Raw genomic sequence first — 15707 nt, 5'->3', positions numbered from 1 at the left:
ATACATTAATTTTTAAAGTCTAATTTTCTTCTAGCTGCTAGCATTCTTTCTCCTTACATTTCTTCTCTTTACAATCTGACAAATCAATAAACACCTGTTGAATTGGAATACCTGGTATTGGCCCATCACACTTTTCTCGCTTCTTACACTCTTCTGTATCATCGACCATTATAACAAATTTGTTTTCATTACTGCGGCCGTCTGTGCAGTAGGAACTATTCTTTACTCCGCCCATACATCATCCATCCTAACAAATATTTTTTTAAATATACTACAACTTTTAATAATATATTATGATTCAATTTATTTTTTGTTCCATTTTTTCATATAAAAACATAAGTAAAAACTAATAAACTGTTACCTTATACCTATATTCTGAATATACTGTTTGTAGATAGTCATCTTGAGTAAATTAACAAAGTACTTATAAAATCCCTTAGATAAATTGGAGGTAATATAATGGAAGACATTGAGAGACATACAGGCGAACCTTTTGTAATTACTCCCTGCACATTAAATAATAATTTACCAAAGCTAAGACTTATAAAATGCTGTGAAGTTTTAATTGATTTCAGAACCTGCTTATTTCCTGAACCAAAGCATTGCAGTAATATAAAAGTATTTTCACGGGTGGAAGCAAAAATTGATAAGGTTTGCGGCTGCAAAGTAATTATAGGCGGTATACTTCATAAAACAATAAAGTTTAAATCGATAGATTCTGACTGCAAAGTTCATGAACATGTAAAGCATAAAGCTATACCTTTTAGCTGCTTTATCGATTTTGATTGCACATCTCCTAATAGTTTATTTGAAATCTCGGGCTATGAAATTATATGTGAGTTTTCGGAACTAAAGAAAATAAAAGAGGATTGCTCTATTAAAACAATTTTTATAGAAAAAGATATTATAGCAATCTCAGTAAGATCAAACTAAATATAAAAAAACTTGTAAACTTCTGTAACGGCTTTTAATAAAATCCATATATTATTACTAGGACAAATGGTAAACCAAAACTCCTATCTAAATTATATTAACTAATGATGTTTAAGTGAGAATCGAAATTGTAAAAAGATGGAGGATTAAAAAATGGCTGTAACAATAACCCCATGTGTAGGATGCCCAGTTTCCGAACTTGAAAACCAAAGATTTTGCGGTGAAGCTGTAATCGAAGATGAACTTTGTTTCGTTCCAGGTATAGCACCAGCTAATATTCGTTCTGTTGTAATTTTAGATCCAGTTTTAAGTAACTTTAGAGTAGAGCTTGTATGCTGCAATCTAATTGTAGTTTGCGGTATGCTCACAAAGAGAATAACCTTTGCTGATTGTAGAACTTTTGACCAAGACATCGTATTCCAAGCTAATATCCCAGCAGAAATAGATGTTGCTGAAGAATTGACCACAGATGAATGGACTGTAACTGGTGTAGAAGTTTGCAGCGGATGTTTTACACTTTTATGTGCTACCCTTGACGGCAGATTCCACAAACTTAGAGAAAAAGATATAGTTCTAATTCAAGTTGACCATGCTGATTAAAAATGAACTTTTTAAGGACGGCTATCTGCCGTCCTTATAATTTATATATTTCTTTTTATATTTATCTCCTGCTCCTGTATAAGCTTTAAATTAAGCTTCACGACCATCTTCTCTGTTATTGTTTCAAACAGTCTTTCACATTCTGGGTTTTCATTTTCATCTTTATCCTCGTCTGCTATTTCAAGTTCCTTTACTTCATCACTGACCAGTTTGCAGTAAATTTTTTCATTGAATTGCTCGCTGCTTAAACGAGTATTTTCAGCTAAATCCGTTCCGGCCCCATCTAATCTTAAAGTCTCTATTTCAATTTCTTCATCTGTATGCCTTATAACAGGTAGAGTGAAATATTCCACTTCTGTAGTACATTTAAATGGAACTTCTACAGTTATATGCTTAATATTGTCTTTCGCTCCATATTCAATGTTTTTTCTGACAACTCCACTCAAAAATAATTTATTTACCTTAGGCAAAAGCCTGCACTCGTCCAAAAATATATTTTTCTTAGTTCGTTTAATATCTATAGCAGGAGAATCGAGCTTTATAGTAGTTTCGCATGAAAATTCTATTTCAAATTGAGAAAGCACTACAGGTACTTGAGCGACTATTTCATTGCAATCTATGTCAGGTATTATAAGTTTGTTTGGATATTCTGGTATAACCTCCGTACTTATGATATCGCTGCAATCTGCATTATCTTTGAAATCCAAATCTGCAGATGAATTATTATTAATTTCACCGCTTCCGCCACTTATACTTGAATATGCTTCATATGTTGCATTCCTGTCCTCACTAGATGTACCTCCTGTATAACTTTCACTATCATCAACTACACCAAAATTTGACTCATCTTGTGACTCATTATTTCCTCCAAGCACCCCGCCTGTATAACTTAGATTATCATTTGCTATATTAGAGTCTGCTTCATTTGCTAAATCTTTCTCTTCACTAAGTACACCGCCTGTATAGCCTATGTCATTTTCTTTATTAACATCATCGTTCGACGCTTTTTTATGTTTTATGTTCAGCAGCTCATTATCAAAATAGTACATCGGTCTTTGGCTATAGACACTTAAAATAAGCAGCAAAATTATGAGCATATTAGGATCAAAACCTGGATTTTTTTCATAATATCGCCCCAACATATTCCTCCTTTTAGTCGGAAACACCGAGTAATTTATAACTCTCACTTCCGCTCGAAAATTACTCGTAAAAGTCCATTTAGGACTTTTACCTCCTTTTCATCGGAAGCACAGGGTAGTTTAGCACACTGGTTTCCACTCGTAAACTCCCCGTTAAAGGTCATTTAGACCTTTAACCTCCCGTATTAATTGCTAAAAGTAAGGGCTCTATTAAAAGCCCCTACTACTTTTTAACAGCGGCAAGCATCTTCAGGTTCTTCGCAGCTTTCTCCAACCTGTTGATTTTGAAGAAGTTTTAATGTAAGATATATTACTTCTTTTTCAATAAAGGTTTGAAATTCATGCTCTGCTGTATGACCTTCTATTGGCTTTGAGTCCTCAACTATATCGGCCTCATATATCGAACTATGTTCCAATTCACAAAATACCCTTTCATTAAATCTTTCTTTGCTTATTAGATCCTGCTGTTTTATATCTGCTCCCATATTTTTTTCATCAAAGTAGATAATTTCTTTTGAAGGTGGGTTTGCCTTTAATTCTGCAGGTCTTAGACACTTAACTTCTGCGACACAATGAAAAGGTACATGAACTGTTGCATGTTTTATATCTCCGCATATGGCCTCATGGGTTACACAGCTGATAGTTGCAAATTCAATATTCTTTCTTACAAAACCTTTTATAAATACTTTATTTGTATGAGCCACAAGTCTGCACTGAGTTAAATAAATATTCTTTTTAATTCTTTTTATTTCAAGTGCTTTCTCAGGCAGCTTTATTTTTGATTCTACATCAATTTGTACAGTAAACTCACCAATTACAACCGGAACTTTTACAGTAACCATATGGTGCATTTTCTCCTCAGGATAGCTGCCTATCATTTGCTCTTCAACAATCTTTCCTTCGCATTTCGTTTCGTATAAACTGCTTTCTTCATTATAGGATTCACCATTATACATGAATCAAGGCCTCCTTATTTATTACTTTTGTCTACTTAAAAATATTTATGTTCTCTTGTTATAATATGAATCAATGATACTAGCTGCTACAAAAACTTAGTATCTTTTGTTAATAACCAAAAGATAGAATTTTTAAGTATTAATCCAAGGATAAGCCTTGTTTATTGAAATAATGCAAATTCTTATTTTTAAGAATAAAAGTGCTTCATTTATAAAAACCAGGATTAAAACTAATCCTGGTCTTTGTCATTATTATTCTTTATAATAATATTCTTTGTCCTTACAATCACATTCTGGATACTTTGTCGGCTGATAATCATAAATTTGCTGATTCTGTAATAGTTTTATTGTGAGACAAATAACTTCTTTTTCAATGAATTCCTGGAACATAACCTCAACGGGCATACTATTTATTTTTTCACATTCCTTAACTATGTCTGCTTCATGTATGCTGGCATGAACGAGTTCACAATAAACTCTTTCATTGAAATATTCCTCACTATGCAGCTCTGTTTCCTTCATATTTCTTCCCATACTCTTTTCATCAAAGTATATAATTTCCTCAGTTACAGGATTGGCTTGAATATTTACTGGTCTCATATTTTTAAGTTCAGTTACGCATTGGAAAGGTACATGTACTGTTGTGTGCTTTATATCTCCGCATATTCCTGAGTTGTTGTAACAATCCATAGTAGCATACTCTATATTTTTTCTTACAAACCCGCTTATAAATACCTTTCCAGTCTTACCAATAAGCCTGCATTGAGTTAAAAATACATTTTTTCTTATTCTCTTAATTTCAATCGCTTGTTCACATAATTTAATTTTAGATTCATTATCAATTTGTACTGTAAACTCTGCTATGACAACTGGAACTTTATAGTGCGGAAATTTAGGATGGCATGTATTAGGACAATCGCCTAATGTACTAGATTCTATAACTTTCGCCTCACATTCTTTACATTTGCTTTCATGTTTATCAGTAGGTTGAGAGTTGTTATAATCATTATTTCCTTTGTTCATTTCCTTATAATCCATAAAAAAGCCTCCCTATTTTTAAAATTTTATCTATTATTTCTAATAGATTAAGTACACATCTTTTCCACCTTCGTACAAGATAATTTTAAATTATTATAAATAACTAGAATTATCCTCCCAATGATATAGTATGAAGAAGATTAAATAGTGCTACCTTCTAAAAACCTTAGGGCTAAATTCTTATCTTCTTATCGCGATATCTTCTTTTCAAGATATCTTCCTAGCAGGATTAGGTTTATCTCATTCAAAGGCAAAATCATAAAGCAACATAATAAGAATTATCTTGATAATGAAACAGTAATTATTTAAGACCTAGGGAGATATTTCATGAAGTTCTAAATTGTATTCATATCAACAAAAAATCTAAAAGGCTGCTGGATAAAATCCAACAGCCTTGTTTTGCTTACTATTCAGTAGTAAATGGTAGTAAAGCGATGTTTCTAGCTCTCTTAACAGCTTCTGTAAGAGCTCTTTGATGCTTAGCGCAGTTACCGGAAATTCTTCTTGGAAGAATCTTTCCTCTTTCAGTAACATACTTTCTTAACTTGCTAACATCTTTATAATCTATGTGAGTAGCTTTATCTGAACAAAAAGCACAAACTTTTTTTCTTGCTCTTCTCATTCTAGATCCGCCTTTTTTACCGAAATCTTTGTTATCTCTAGAATTTTCTCTTGCCATGTCTTTCCCTCCTTACCTATTATAAATTAGAATGGGATGTCTCCATCATCAACTGGAGTCATTTCATCCTCATAAATGGATCCTTGAAAATCCATCGCTGAATAATCAGAATTGCCTTGGTTTGCTGATTTATTGAAGTTTTGGTTTGGATTTGGATTTGCTCCATTGTTTCCGTTACCCCATTCAAGGAATTGAACTTCCTCAGCAACTATTTCTGTAACATATCTTTTTGTACCATCTTTAGCATCATAGGATCTAGTCTGTATTCTGCCGCTAACTCCCATAAGCTTTCCTTTGCTCATGTAATTAGCTGTAGATTCAGCTTGCTTTCCCCAGACAACGATAGGCACAAAATCAGCTTCTCTTTGACCACTTTTGTTAGGAACTCTCCTATCAACAGCCAAAGTAAAGGTGGCAACAGCAGTTCCGGTTCCTGGAGTAAATTTAAGCTCTGGATCCTTAGTAAGTCTACCAATTAAAACTACTTTATTCATTTAAACCACCGCCTATTGCTCTTCTTTGATTATGATATGTCTGATAACACTGTCAGAAATTCTGAAAACTCTGTCTAACTCTTTAGGTAAGTCAGTATTAGCAGTAAAGTTTACTAGAGTGTAGTATCCTTCATTAACTTTAGAAATTTCGTAAGCAAGCTTTCTCTTGCCCCAGAAATCTACGTTATCAACTACTCCTCCACCATTTTCTATTACACCTTTAAACTTTTCAACGTTAGCTTTAACAGCTTCTTCGTCTAATGATGGGTGTAATATGAATATAGTTTCATACTTTCTCATTAGATTTCACCTCCTCCCTCTGGACTAACGGCCGTGATTTTCACGGCAGGGACTACAAATAATAATTATAATACTAAAAGCAATTGAAATCAAGCCTTTTCTTCAGGTATATTTTGCTTAATAATTTTTTTCACGTCTTTTTCAAACTTGCTTCTTTCAAGCATTATAAGTCTTCCACAGCCGCAGCACTTAATTTTTATATCTGCTCCAAGCCTTATAATTTCCCATTCCTTGCTGCCGCATGGATGCTGCTTTTTCATTTCAACAATATCTCCAAGATAAAAAGTCTTAGGCATTCTTATCACCTTTCCCATCACTTAGAATTTTTCTTTTTTGATAAGGAGCCTCTACTTTTTCCTTATCGAGAGCCTTTTTGATTTCTCTCCTAAGACTCATCTCGCACTCTCCTTGTGTCAGCGGCTTTGCTCTGCCGATAACCCTTATAGTCTGGCTGCTTTCTCTTATAGCCGAGACCCCTAACACCTTTGGACGCTCTATAACATTTTCATTTGTATCCTTAAATTCACTGCATACGTTCGAAACTATACCTATAATTCTATCTATATCTTCATCATAAGGTACATCTACATCTACAGCAAATCTTATATCTCCACGAGAATGATTTGTTATCTTACTAATAAGCCCATTTGGAATTATATGAAGATCCCCATTGAAATCTCTTATCTTAGTAACTCTAAGCTCAATACTTTCAACTATACCGCCTTTGTCATCTATATTTATATAGTCTCCAACAGCAAACTGATCTTCAAACAATATAAAAAAGCCATTGATTATATCCTTAACAATGCTTTGTGCACCAAAGGCTATAGCCACACCGCCTATTCCAGCGAAGGTTAAGCTTATAGCCCCAAAGACTTGTGAAAGTATACCCACTATACCAAAGAAATATACCCCATATCTAAGTATACTCTTTAATATAGCTTCAAGAGTCATGCTCTTTTTTTCATTCAAAGTAAATTTTAAATTACTTTTTCTTTGCCTTTCCATAAACTTATGTATTATAGCGCTGCCTATTTTTATAGTTAAATACATAAATATAGCTATTGCAGCAATACTAATTACCTTAAAAAGTAAGTCTGTAAGCTGATTTGTAGTTATTGGAATGTTTCCTATATTAATTCCACCTTTAGTTAAATCTACATCAAGAGCAAAGATATTATTCAACCTAAAACCTCCCCTTTTTTTCTAATGAAGAATTATTAATTCCTCATTAAATCTATTTCTCTAAAGCTGTTTCCTTCTTTAACTATACTTACCTTAATCTTAATTTTGTCACAAACAATTAAAGTTTTGACTTTTTCTATTTCTTCTTCTGACACTCTTAAGCTTATTCCACAGCTCTTAGTTACAAAGGTAGGCGTAGGCATTACTATTGCTTTGATATTATTTTCTTTTAATGTTGTTTCTCCGTTTATTGCACTATGTGTATTTTCAAAAGTTAGTATATAGTATTTTTCCATTTATTTTCCCACCATTTATTAAAGTTTTATTGTATTATCTGCTGTATTCATTTTTTCTATTATTGTGTACATATTAGTTATTTCTCCAACTGAAAGCTTTTCTTTAAGCTTATAAAAATCAAGACAAACTCCACAGCTTGCTATATTAACTCCTCTTTCCTTAAGCTTGTTTAGGCTGTCTAAAACCTCTGAACCTTCTGCAACTAGTTTAACTCCGCTGTTTAAAAAAAGTAAATCTGTCGGAAGTTTATCGCTTTCAGATAGTGCATATAGATAGCTTTTCATAAGTGTTGCTCCTAAAGTATCATCTCCATTTCCAAGCTTATCTGTACCTATTAATATAACTAAAGAATTCTTCTCAAAATCCATAACTTCACAGCTTACATTTTCTTTTGCTATTTTTATATGATATAAACCTTCTTTTTCCTCTACATTAAATTTAAATCCATTACTATTGCAGAACTTTGATATATTATTTTTAGCTACCTCATTATCTACTACTACTTCTGCTTCTCCATTTTCAATGGAATCAAAATATTTTTTTGTATTAATTACTGGCTGTGGACATTTTAGTCCTTTGCAATCTATTATATTCATTTTTGTTCCTCCCTTATCTTTGTTAATGATATACAATTGCTAAAATTTAGATTATAATTATTAATTAGATGTTTTATATTTATATTATAACAAATTAAACTTAAATGAGGAAAGAATATGAGTCAATTAATAGTTATTTTTAAAGCTTTATTTTTGGGGTTTACCACGGGGCTATTATCATCAATACCACTTGGCCCTTCAGGTATTGAATCTGTTAAAAGAACTGTTTCACAGGGCTATAAACAAGGTTTATTAGTTTCTTTAGGAGCTGTTAGTGCAGATTTTGCTTATTTACTTATCATAAATGCTGGCTTATCCAGTCTTTTAGCCTCTAATAAGAGAACAGAGTCTCTTTTTTGGATAATTTCTGGTATAATCTTAAGTATAATAGGCTATATTTCTATAAAGAGTCATAGAGAAGCTTCTAGTGATGTAAAACTTTTAAAAGGTTCAAAAATAAGTTCCATGCCTTTTTTAGCAGGTTTTATAATAACCTTTTCAAATCCTATGACACCATCTCTTTGGTTAACCTTAAGCGGTACTGTAATAAGAGCTTGGTATTATGTCAGTTTTACTGCCTATTACATATTTATTTTTTCAATTATTATTGGAATGATAGCCTGGTTTTCACTTTTAAATTATTTAGCACTAAAAGGAACTAAGGTATTAAAGCCAAGTCATTTTCATGCAACCTCAAAGCTATTGAATTATTCAATCATTATTACAGGCTTAGGCTTTATTATGTTTGGTTTTTTAAATCTTTTTCATGTATTCAGACATCTAGGTTTTTTAAAGATTGCTTTTTAATAAAATCTTAAAGAATAACAAAAGGAGAATATTTTATATATGAAAATATATCTAGATAACGCTGCAACAACCTTCCCTAAACCTTCTTCAGTTTATGATTCTGTTTTAAACTATATGATGAATATAGGAGCAAACCCTGGCAGAGGCGGTCATACCTCTTCTCTTGAAGGAAGCAGAATAGTTTATGGCTGTCGTGAAGCTTTAATGAAACTTTTCAACTTTGACAAGACTGAAAATGTAATTTTCACTTCAAATATTACAGCTTCTTTAAATATACTTTTAAAAAGCATTGTAAAAGATGGCTGGCATATTATTACTACCTCAATGGAGCACAATTCAGTTTTAAGACCGCTTACAAGCCTTCAGGCTGATAAAGATATAGAGCTTGATATAGTTCCTTGCTCAGAAGAAGGAATTATTGATATAGACCTATTTAAAAGCAGAATTAAACCTAATACTAAGCTTGTTATTATGTCTCATGCTTCAAATGTAGTTGGCAGTATTCAGCCTATAGAAGAAATTGGACAGATCTGCAAGGAGCATAACATTTACTTTATCATAGACAGTGCTCAAACAGCTGGAGTCCTTCCGCTTGACTTTTATAAATTAAATTTAAGTGCCTTAGCCTTTACCGGACATAAAGGTCTTTTAGCCCCTCAGGGGATTGGCGGATTTTTAATAAGTGACGAGCTAAACAGAGAAGCTTCAGCATTTATTGAAGGCGGCACTGGAAGCCTTTCTGAAAGTATTATTCAACCTGACTTTCTACCTGATAAATTTGAAAGCGGGACTTTAAATACTCCAGGTATTGCCGGGCTTTTGTCAGGAATTGAATACTTAAACAAGGAGGGTCTTCAAACTATTAGAGAAAGAGAAGAGTATCTTACAGAAAAGTTTATTGATGGGTTATTAAATATAAATAATATTACCGTGTACGGTGTAAAAAATCCTAAACTTATGACATCAACTATATCAATTAATTCAACTGATATTAATAATGCCGAGCTTGGATATATATTAGATAGTGAATATGGTATTATGACTAGAACTGGACTTCACTGTGCCCCTTTAACGCATAAAACTATTGGTACTTTCCCTTTAGGCACCTTAAGATTTAGCTTCGGGCCATTTAACGATATAAAAGATGTAAATTATGCTTTATCAAGCTTAAATAAAATTTTAGAAAGGAAGTGACTTGCTTGGATAAACTTTTAGAAAAAGTAGATAAGCTAGTTGTATTTTTTATTATCTACACTATTCTATTTTTGGTATTTTTCAAAACTTTATCTTATACCTTGCCTTTTGTACTTGCAATTGTATTTGCTTTAATTCTTCAGAAACCAACTAGGTATTTGGTAAAAAAATTCAAAATGAAGAATTCTCTTGCTTCAATATTAACAACAATTATTTTCTTCACCATAATAATTTCTCTTCTTAGTTGGGGAATAGTATCACTTACCACTGAAGCTATACAACTTGGTAAAAACACACAAAACTATATAGCTAATAATACTGATTTAATCAATAAATATGTTGATATTTTTAAGAATTACTATAAAAACTTAGATCCATCTATAGTAAAGACAATACAGGATAACTTATCTAGTTCTATGAATAAAATTTCTAGCTTAACAGCTTCTTTTGTTGGAGGAGTTGCATCAGGACTTCTTAGTTTTCTTGCATCGGTTCCTTATATAATAATGGTAGTTCTGTTTACACTATTAGCTACCTATTTTTTCACAAAGGACATGACCTCAGCAAAAAATAAAATTAGAGACATAATTCCATCAGGAAGTACTCTAAAATTATCTTATATTATTAATGAGTCAAAGAAAATGTTAGGTGGCTATGCTTTATCTTATACTATAATAATATTCATCACATTTTTAGAGACACTAATTGGTTTTTCAATATTTAGAGTAAAATATGCATTAATCTTAAGTGTCATTTCAGCTATTTTTGACTTATTGCCCATACTTGGCATAGGTACTATCTATCTTCCAGTAGCAATAATCTATTTTATTTCTGGAAGTAAGGTTACAGCATTGGGTGTTTTAATTTTATATGGAGTTGTCTCTTTAATAAGACAAATTATTGAGCCTAGAATAGTATCTTCATCACTAGGCTTGCATCCTGTGGCTGTTCTTGCTGCAATATTTATAGGCTTAAAGGCCAGTGGAATAGCAGGAATGTTTTTCTGCATGTTCTTAGTAGTTTTCTATAATATATTAAAAAAAGTAAATGTAATTTAATATTATATGCAATACAAAGGTTCTAATATATTAATGATATCTCTAAATTCTTAAAAACTGGATACCTTGTGGCATCATTATATAAGAACTTTATTGCATTATATAGGTAAACAAATTTATAATTGTTTTACAAAATATGTATATTAGACCTCCTTGTTGGATAAAATTCCATATAGGAGGTTTTAATTATGGAACAAAAATTTATTATAGATTCAAGAGAAAATAATTCGATTATACAGTTACGGGATATTCTTTGCACTGAACTTTATCCTGTAATGAAAGATGAGAGACCAATAGTGTTCTTATGCATTGGAACGGATAGATCTACAGGCGACAGCTTAGGCCCCCTTATAGGAGATAAACTAAAATTTCTGGTAAGAGATCGCATATACCTCTATGGAAATCTTGAATATCCCGTTCATGCTAAAAATTTAACCGAAACAATAAATGAAATTAATTTAACTTATACAAATCCATTTATTGTTGCTATTGATGCTTGTCTAGGAAGTATTCAAAATATAGGAAAGATTTTTGTTGAAAGAAAACCATTAACCCCCGGAGCTGCTATGAATAAAGATTTGCCTGCAGTTGGAAACTTAAGTATAACAGGTATTGTTAATATTTCTGGAACTTTAGAATTTATGGTACTTCAAAATACGCGACTTTATACAGTTATGACTCTTGCAGATGTTATATCAAAAGGTATATATCACTTTGTATTAAAATCAGTAGGCGGAAGAAAGCTTGAAGGTAAAAATGGAGTACTTCAAACTATTGAAGCACAAATATAACTATCAAAACAAAGAACTATATACTCTATTGTTTAATATATACTCTATTTCATCAATGTTTTTGCTACCTGAATCAATCACTAAAGTGCCTTCTCTTTTAATATTTCCTTGTACATTTAAATTAACAAGACCTCCGTTTTTAAGGTTACATATGATAACATCACAAGATATATTGGCATCATTTACAACATTGTATCCTCTATTTATTAATTCTTCTTTTATATTATCTAATTCCTCACTAATACATATTGTCATAAAAAGACCTCCTTTTAGGGTAATATTCCCAAAAAGGAGGTCTTTTATACAATTATTAGCTTTTTAACCTTTGTTTATTGCATCATCTAATACCTGCTGCTCTTCTTCAGATAAATCATACCTTGAGATTCCTTTATCTATTGGTTTAGCATAAGTTGTACTTTCATTTCTTCCATATATTCCTGTTATAATTACTCCATTATTATTATCATCTAATAAAGCAATTGAAAAGCTTAAATCGCTACCTACATCATCAAAAGCTCTAAATCTAACCATAGAAGTCTTCTGAATACATCCTTTAATTCTGTTATCTAACTCATTATAAGCAGCTGCTATATTTTCCGAATCTTGTTTAACCTTATCTATTTTGTCTAAATAACCTACTATAAGTTCTTCAAGGTTTTTATTATTAACACCTCTCATAAACTTTCTATACCTTTTTTCTAAATTACTCATAGATTTTAATAATATAATAATAATAATGATTAAAATAATTACTATTAGAGATATTCCTAATATAATGTATGGTTGAAATTCTTTTAGTAAGTTAATTAAATTATCCATAATTGTTTTTCTCCTTTCATTCGAAACACTGGGAATCTAAGACACTCGCTCCGCTCGTAGATTACCCGCTAAAGTCCATTTAGGACTTTAGCCTCCTTTCATTCGAAACACTGGGTAACTTAAGACATTCGCTTCGCTCATAAGTCACCCGTTGAAGTCCATTTAGGACTTCAACCTCCTTTCAGCTTTAATGTTTCACGTGAAACATTTTTATACACTCAGTATGTCCAATATTCTTTGCAAATCTTCCTCTGAATAATATTCAATTTCAATCTTACCTTTATTTTTTTTGCTTACTAATGATACTTTTGTTCCAAAATACCCTTCTAATTTATCTTTTATATCATTATAATAAATATTAAGTTCGTTTTCTTTTTTATCAGCCTTTACTTTACCTAGATTTCTAATTAATTTTTCTGTATCTCTTACATTTAAACTTTCATCAATTATAGTTTGAGCTATTCTATATTGAACATCCTTGTCATCAATAGCAAGAAGTGCCCTACCGTGGCCTTCACTTATTACTTCATCTATCAAATATTCCTGAACTCTAGAATCAAGGTTAAGAAGTCTTAGGCAATTAGTAACCGCTGTTCTAGATTTACCTATTCTCTTACTTAGTTCTTCCTGCGTAAACTCAAATTCATTTATTAATTTTTTATAAGCAGCCGCTTCTTCAATAGGATTTAAATCTTCTCTTTGAATATTCTCTATCAAAGATATTTCTAATACCTGTTTATCTGTAAGATCCATGACAACTGCAGGTATTTCCTTTAGACCAGCAAGTTTTGATGCTCTCCATCTTCTTTCTCCAGCTACAATAACAAATGTATCATTTTCTTTTCTTAATACTATTGGCTGAACTACTCCGTGTTCCTTTATTGACTCAGATAAATTTTCAATTTTTTCTTCATCAAAAGTCTTTCTTGGCTGATTTTCATTGGCTTTAATTAAATTCATAGAAACTTTTAAAATTTCATTATTCTCTGAAGTTATTTCTTCTTCAGGAATTAATGCACCTAAACCCTTGCCTAATCCAAACTTCTTATTCAAGTTTTATCACTCCTTTTGATGTTTTAAAAATTCTTTTGCTAAACTTTCATAGGATTCTGCGCCCTTACATTTATCGTCATAAAGCATAATTGGTAATCCAAAGCTTGGACATTCAGCTAACCTAATATTTCTAGGTATTGTTGTTTCATAAACTTTATCCTTAAAGTATTTTTTTACTTCTGATACAACTTCATTAGATAAGTTGGTTCTTCCATCATACATTGTTAGTATAACGCCTTCAATATCAAGATTCTTATTTAAAGACTTTTTAACTAACTGAACTGTATTGATAAGCTGTCCTACACCTTCAAGAGCATAAAATTCACATTGAATAGGAATGAACACTGAGTCAGAGGCACAAAGAGCATTTATTGTTAGAAAACCCAACGATGGCGGACAATCTATAAAGACAAAATCATAATCATCTTTTATTTCATTTAATTTATCTTTTAAGATTGTTTCCCTTTTATCCTTACTGATTAATTCTACTTCAGCTCCAGCCAGTTCCATTGTCGAAGGAGCAATATAGAAGTTATTAACAACCTGACATTCTTTTATTACATCCTTTAAAGAAACATCTGAAGTCAACACATCATAAATTGACATCTCAATCTTTCTTTTATCAAATCCTAACCCGCTAGTTGTATTCCCCTGTGGATCCATATCTATAGCTAAAATCTTATAACCTTCCATTGCAAGATAAGCACATAAGTTTATATTTGTAGTAGTCTTGCCAACTCCACCTTTTTGATTAAAAACACAAATTGTCTTCAAACTCACCCCTCCATATTCTTTTGATTAAACTTTAAAAGTCACAATAACATTATATAATTTAAATTAGAAATATAAAAGAGTTTATATAAAAAAAACACCTCAAGTATTAAAAACTTGAAGTGTTTCACGTGAAACATTTTACTTTTTAGGAATTTTAACAGTTATTTCAATACAATCCTCTAAATCCTTAGAGGCATATTGCGCCTCAATTCCATATTTATCAAAAACCTGTCTTACAGTATTTATATATACCTTAGGTGAAAATACACCTTTAATTCTTTTTTTCCCATCTGCAGCAACTTCTTGATGAGTTATTCTTAATAACTCCTTTTCAATAATCTCTTCAGTCTTTTTTACATTCAAACCTTTACTTATTACTATACTTAAGATTTTCTTTTGAAGTTCTGGAGTTGGAAGCTTTAATAAAGCTCGAGCATGACGTTCAGTAAGTTTATTTTCTAATAATGTATTTCTAATCTCACTATCTAATTTTAATAATCTAATCTTATTAGCTATAGTTGATTGCTTTTTGCCAATAACTTCTGCTAATTGCTCCTGTGTATATGAATGATCTTTTATTAAATTATAATAAGCTTCCGCCTCTTCAATAAAATTCAAGTCTTCTCTTTGTAAATTTTCAAGAAGAGCTATTGCTGCTGAATCTTTATCTGTAATATCAATCAAAATAGCGGGTACTTCAGAAAGCCCCAATTTTTTTGCAGCTCTTAGTCTTCTCTCTCCTGCAACCAACTCATATCTGTCAGTGCTTAATTTTCTAACCGAAAGTGGTTGTATGATACCATAAACTTTAATTGATTGAGCTAATTCATCAATTGTTTCCTCATTAAAGTGTTTTCTTGGTTGATAAATATTTGGTGAAATTAAGTCCGGAGATATATAACAAATATTCTTTTCCATAGTACCCTCATCCCTCTTAAGTTTTCCTTATATTAACAAATTCTGTATTATTCTTTAAAATCCTTCTTTTATTGTC

General features: G+C 31.4%; 22 protein-coding genes. 6 read left to right on the top strand and 16 right to left on the bottom strand.

The annotated features are described in order from the left end of the window. Positions 1-37: 37 nt before the first annotated feature. Positions 38-235 (bottom strand): hypothetical protein, encoded by a 198-nt coding sequence (locus JK636_RS22100; protein ID WP_202751166.1) that lies wholly within the window; start codon positions 233-235, stop codon positions 38-40. Positions 236-459: 224 nt separating this feature from the next. On the opposite strand from JK636_RS22100, the gene JK636_RS22095 reads away from it, so the two are divergent. Together JK636_RS22095 and JK636_RS22090 are read left to right on the top strand one after the other, a co-directional pair. Further along, complete coding sequence (locus tag JK636_RS22095; RefSeq protein WP_202751165.1) at positions 460-933, top strand: hypothetical protein; 474 nt, start codon at positions 460-462, stop codon at positions 931-933. A 153-nt stretch (positions 934-1086) separates the two neighbouring features. After that, positions 1087-1533: a hypothetical protein gene (locus tag JK636_RS22090; protein WP_202751164.1), complete on the top strand. Its 447-nt coding sequence runs from the start codon at positions 1087-1089 to the stop codon at positions 1531-1533. Between the two features lie 41 nt (positions 1534-1574). On the opposite strand, the gene JK636_RS22085 is transcribed toward JK636_RS22090, so the two are convergent. The 10 genes from JK636_RS22085 to yedF form a co-directional block, all read right to left on the bottom strand. After that, positions 1575-2672, bottom strand: coding sequence for a CsxC family protein (locus tag JK636_RS22085; RefSeq protein ID WP_202751163.1), 1098 nt, complete (start codon positions 2670-2672; stop codon positions 1575-1577). Between the two features lie 230 nt (positions 2673-2902). Continuing rightward, the gene (locus tag JK636_RS22080) at positions 2903-3628 is read right to left on the bottom strand and encodes a CsxC family protein (protein WP_202751162.1); all 726 of its coding nucleotides are present in this window, start codon (positions 3626-3628) and stop codon (positions 2903-2905) included. A 252-nt stretch (positions 3629-3880) separates the two neighbouring features. Next, positions 3881-4666: a CsxC family protein gene (locus tag JK636_RS22075; RefSeq protein ID WP_202751161.1), complete on the bottom strand. Its 786-nt coding sequence runs from the start codon at positions 4664-4666 to the stop codon at positions 3881-3883. A gap of 406 nt (positions 4667-5072) precedes the next feature. Beyond that, complete coding sequence (gene rpsR, locus JK636_RS22070; RefSeq protein WP_202751160.1) at positions 5073-5345, bottom strand: 30S ribosomal protein S18; 273 nt, start codon at positions 5343-5345, stop codon at positions 5073-5075. Positions 5346-5371: 26 nt separating this feature from the next. After that, positions 5372-5839, bottom strand: coding sequence for a single-stranded DNA-binding protein (locus JK636_RS22065; RefSeq protein ID WP_202751159.1), 468 nt, complete (start codon positions 5837-5839; stop codon positions 5372-5374). A gap of 12 nt (positions 5840-5851) precedes the next feature. Further along, the gene (rpsF, locus tag JK636_RS22060; protein WP_202751158.1) at positions 5852-6139 is read right to left on the bottom strand and encodes a 30S ribosomal protein S6; all 288 of its coding nucleotides are present in this window, start codon (positions 6137-6139) and stop codon (positions 5852-5854) included. A gap of 89 nt (positions 6140-6228) precedes the next feature. After that, the gene (locus JK636_RS22055) at positions 6229-6435 is read right to left on the bottom strand and encodes a DUF951 domain-containing protein (RefSeq protein WP_202751157.1); all 207 of its coding nucleotides are present in this window, start codon (positions 6433-6435) and stop codon (positions 6229-6231) included. After that, positions 6428-7324 carry a mechanosensitive ion channel family protein gene (locus JK636_RS22050; protein ID WP_207751802.1) on the bottom strand — a complete coding sequence of 299 codons (897 nt, stop codon included), beginning with the start codon at positions 7322-7324 and terminating at the stop codon, positions 6428-6430. Before JK636_RS22050 ends, JK636_RS22055 begins: the two co-directional genes overlap by 8 nt. 35 nt (positions 7325-7359) lie before the next feature. Continuing rightward, entirely contained in the window at positions 7360-7620 is a 261-nt protein-coding gene (locus tag JK636_RS22045; RefSeq protein ID WP_202751156.1) for a putative Se/S carrier protein, read from the bottom strand. Between the two features lie 18 nt (positions 7621-7638). Continuing rightward, a complete protein-coding gene (gene yedF, locus JK636_RS22040; RefSeq protein ID WP_202751155.1) occupies positions 7639-8217 on the bottom strand; it encodes a sulfurtransferase-like selenium metabolism protein YedF in 579 nt (192 codons plus the stop codon). Positions 8218-8334: 117 nt separating this feature from the next. On the opposite strand from yedF, the gene JK636_RS22035 reads away from it, so the two are divergent. The 4 genes from JK636_RS22035 to yyaC all read left to right on the top strand — a co-directional run bounded on the left by JK636_RS22035 (position 8335) and on the right by yyaC (position 12067). Then, positions 8335-9024, top strand: a complete 690-nt coding sequence (locus JK636_RS22035) for a LysE family translocator (protein ID WP_202751154.1) — start codon at positions 8335-8337, stop codon at positions 9022-9024. Between the two features lie 39 nt (positions 9025-9063). Beyond that, a complete protein-coding gene (locus JK636_RS22030; protein ID WP_202751153.1) occupies positions 9064-10218 on the top strand; it encodes an aminotransferase class V-fold PLP-dependent enzyme in 1155 nt (384 codons plus the stop codon). 5 nt (positions 10219-10223) lie between these two features. Continuing rightward, on the top strand, positions 10224-11276 hold the full coding sequence (gene ytvI, locus JK636_RS22025) for a sporulation integral membrane protein YtvI (RefSeq protein WP_202751152.1): 1053 nt from the start codon (positions 10224-10226) through the stop codon (positions 11274-11276). 188 nt (positions 11277-11464) lie between these two features. Beyond that, positions 11465-12067, top strand: coding sequence for a spore protease YyaC (gene yyaC / locus JK636_RS22020; RefSeq protein ID WP_202751151.1), 603 nt, complete (start codon positions 11465-11467; stop codon positions 12065-12067). 3 nt (positions 12068-12070) lie between these two features. Here yyaC and JK636_RS22015 read toward each other — a convergent pair whose 3' ends face one another. The 5 genes from JK636_RS22015 to noc form a co-directional block, all read right to left on the bottom strand. Next, positions 12071-12322 carry a YkuS family protein gene (locus tag JK636_RS22015; RefSeq protein ID WP_202751150.1) on the bottom strand — a complete coding sequence of 84 codons (252 nt, stop codon included), beginning with the start codon at positions 12320-12322 and terminating at the stop codon, positions 12071-12073. A gap of 63 nt (positions 12323-12385) precedes the next feature. Further along, the gene (locus JK636_RS22010; protein WP_202751149.1) at positions 12386-12886 is read right to left on the bottom strand and encodes a DUF4446 family protein; all 501 of its coding nucleotides are present in this window, start codon (positions 12884-12886) and stop codon (positions 12386-12388) included. Positions 12887-13096: 210 nt separating this feature from the next. Beyond that, positions 13097-13939 (bottom strand): ParB/RepB/Spo0J family partition protein, encoded by an 843-nt coding sequence (locus tag JK636_RS22005; protein ID WP_202751148.1) that lies wholly within the window; start codon positions 13937-13939, stop codon positions 13097-13099. 6 nt (positions 13940-13945) lie between these two features. Beyond that, on the bottom strand, positions 13946-14713 hold the full coding sequence (locus JK636_RS22000) for a ParA family protein (protein WP_202751147.1): 768 nt from the start codon (positions 14711-14713) through the stop codon (positions 13946-13948). A gap of 138 nt (positions 14714-14851) precedes the next feature. After that, positions 14852-15631, bottom strand: coding sequence for a nucleoid occlusion protein (gene noc, locus JK636_RS21995; protein ID WP_202751146.1), 780 nt, complete (start codon positions 15629-15631; stop codon positions 14852-14854). Between the last annotated feature and the right edge of the window lie 76 nt (positions 15632-15707).

Source organism: Clostridium rhizosphaerae (assembly GCF_016765585.1).
GTDB lineage: Bacteria > Bacillota > Clostridia > Clostridiales > Clostridiaceae > Clostridium_AT > Clostridium_AT rhizosphaerae.
Note: the sequence above shows the minus strand (reverse complement) of the source record. Positions and strands in the feature narration are given on the sequence as shown.

Excerpts from the sequence above, each read along its gene's own strand:
- JK636_RS22035 (WP_202751154.1), top strand. The coding sequence starts at position 8,335 with ATGAGTCAATTAATAGTTATTTTTAAAGCTTTATTTTTGGGGTTTACC.
- JK636_RS22055 (WP_202751157.1), bottom strand. The coding sequence starts at position 6,435 with ATGCCTAAGACTTTTTATCTTGGAGATATTGTTGAAATGAAAAAGCAG.
- JK636_RS22080 (WP_202751162.1), bottom strand. The coding sequence starts at position 3,628 with ATGTATAATGGTGAATCCTATAATGAAGAAAGCAGTTTATACGAAACG.
- JK636_RS22075 (WP_202751161.1), bottom strand. The coding sequence starts at position 4,666 with ATGGATTATAAGGAAATGAACAAAGGAAATAATGATTATAACAACTCT.
- JK636_RS22095 (WP_202751165.1), top strand. The coding sequence starts at position 460 with ATGGAAGACATTGAGAGACATACAGGCGAACCTTTTGTAATTACTCCC.
- JK636_RS22100 (WP_202751166.1), bottom strand. The coding sequence starts at position 235 with ATGGGCGGAGTAAAGAATAGTTCCTACTGCACAGACGGCCGCAGTAAT.
- yedF (WP_202751155.1), bottom strand. The coding sequence starts at position 8,217 with ATGAATATAATAGATTGCAAAGGACTAAAATGTCCACAGCCAGTAATT.
- rpsR (WP_202751160.1), bottom strand. The coding sequence starts at position 5,345 with ATGGCAAGAGAAAATTCTAGAGATAACAAAGATTTCGGTAAAAAAGGC.
- JK636_RS22030 (WP_202751153.1), top strand. The coding sequence starts at position 9,064 with ATGAAAATATATCTAGATAACGCTGCAACAACCTTCCCTAAACCTTCT.
- JK636_RS22015 (WP_202751150.1), bottom strand. The coding sequence starts at position 12,322 with ATGACAATATGTATTAGTGAGGAATTAGATAATATAAAAGAAGAATTA.
- yyaC (WP_202751151.1), top strand. The coding sequence starts at position 11,465 with ATGGAACAAAAATTTATTATAGATTCAAGAGAAAATAATTCGATTATA.
- noc (WP_202751146.1), bottom strand. The coding sequence starts at position 15,631 with ATGGAAAAGAATATTTGTTATATATCTCCGGACTTAATTTCACCAAAT.
- rpsF (WP_202751158.1), bottom strand. The coding sequence starts at position 6,139 with ATGAGAAAGTATGAAACTATATTCATATTACACCCATCATTAGACGAA.
- JK636_RS22090 (WP_202751164.1), top strand. The coding sequence starts at position 1,087 with ATGGCTGTAACAATAACCCCATGTGTAGGATGCCCAGTTTCCGAACTT.
- JK636_RS22045 (WP_202751156.1), bottom strand. The coding sequence starts at position 7,620 with ATGGAAAAATACTATATACTAACTTTTGAAAATACACATAGTGCAATA.
- JK636_RS22010 (WP_202751149.1), bottom strand. The coding sequence starts at position 12,886 with ATGGATAATTTAATTAACTTACTAAAAGAATTTCAACCATACATTATA.
- JK636_RS22065 (WP_202751159.1), bottom strand. The coding sequence starts at position 5,839 with ATGAATAAAGTAGTTTTAATTGGTAGACTTACTAAGGATCCAGAGCTT.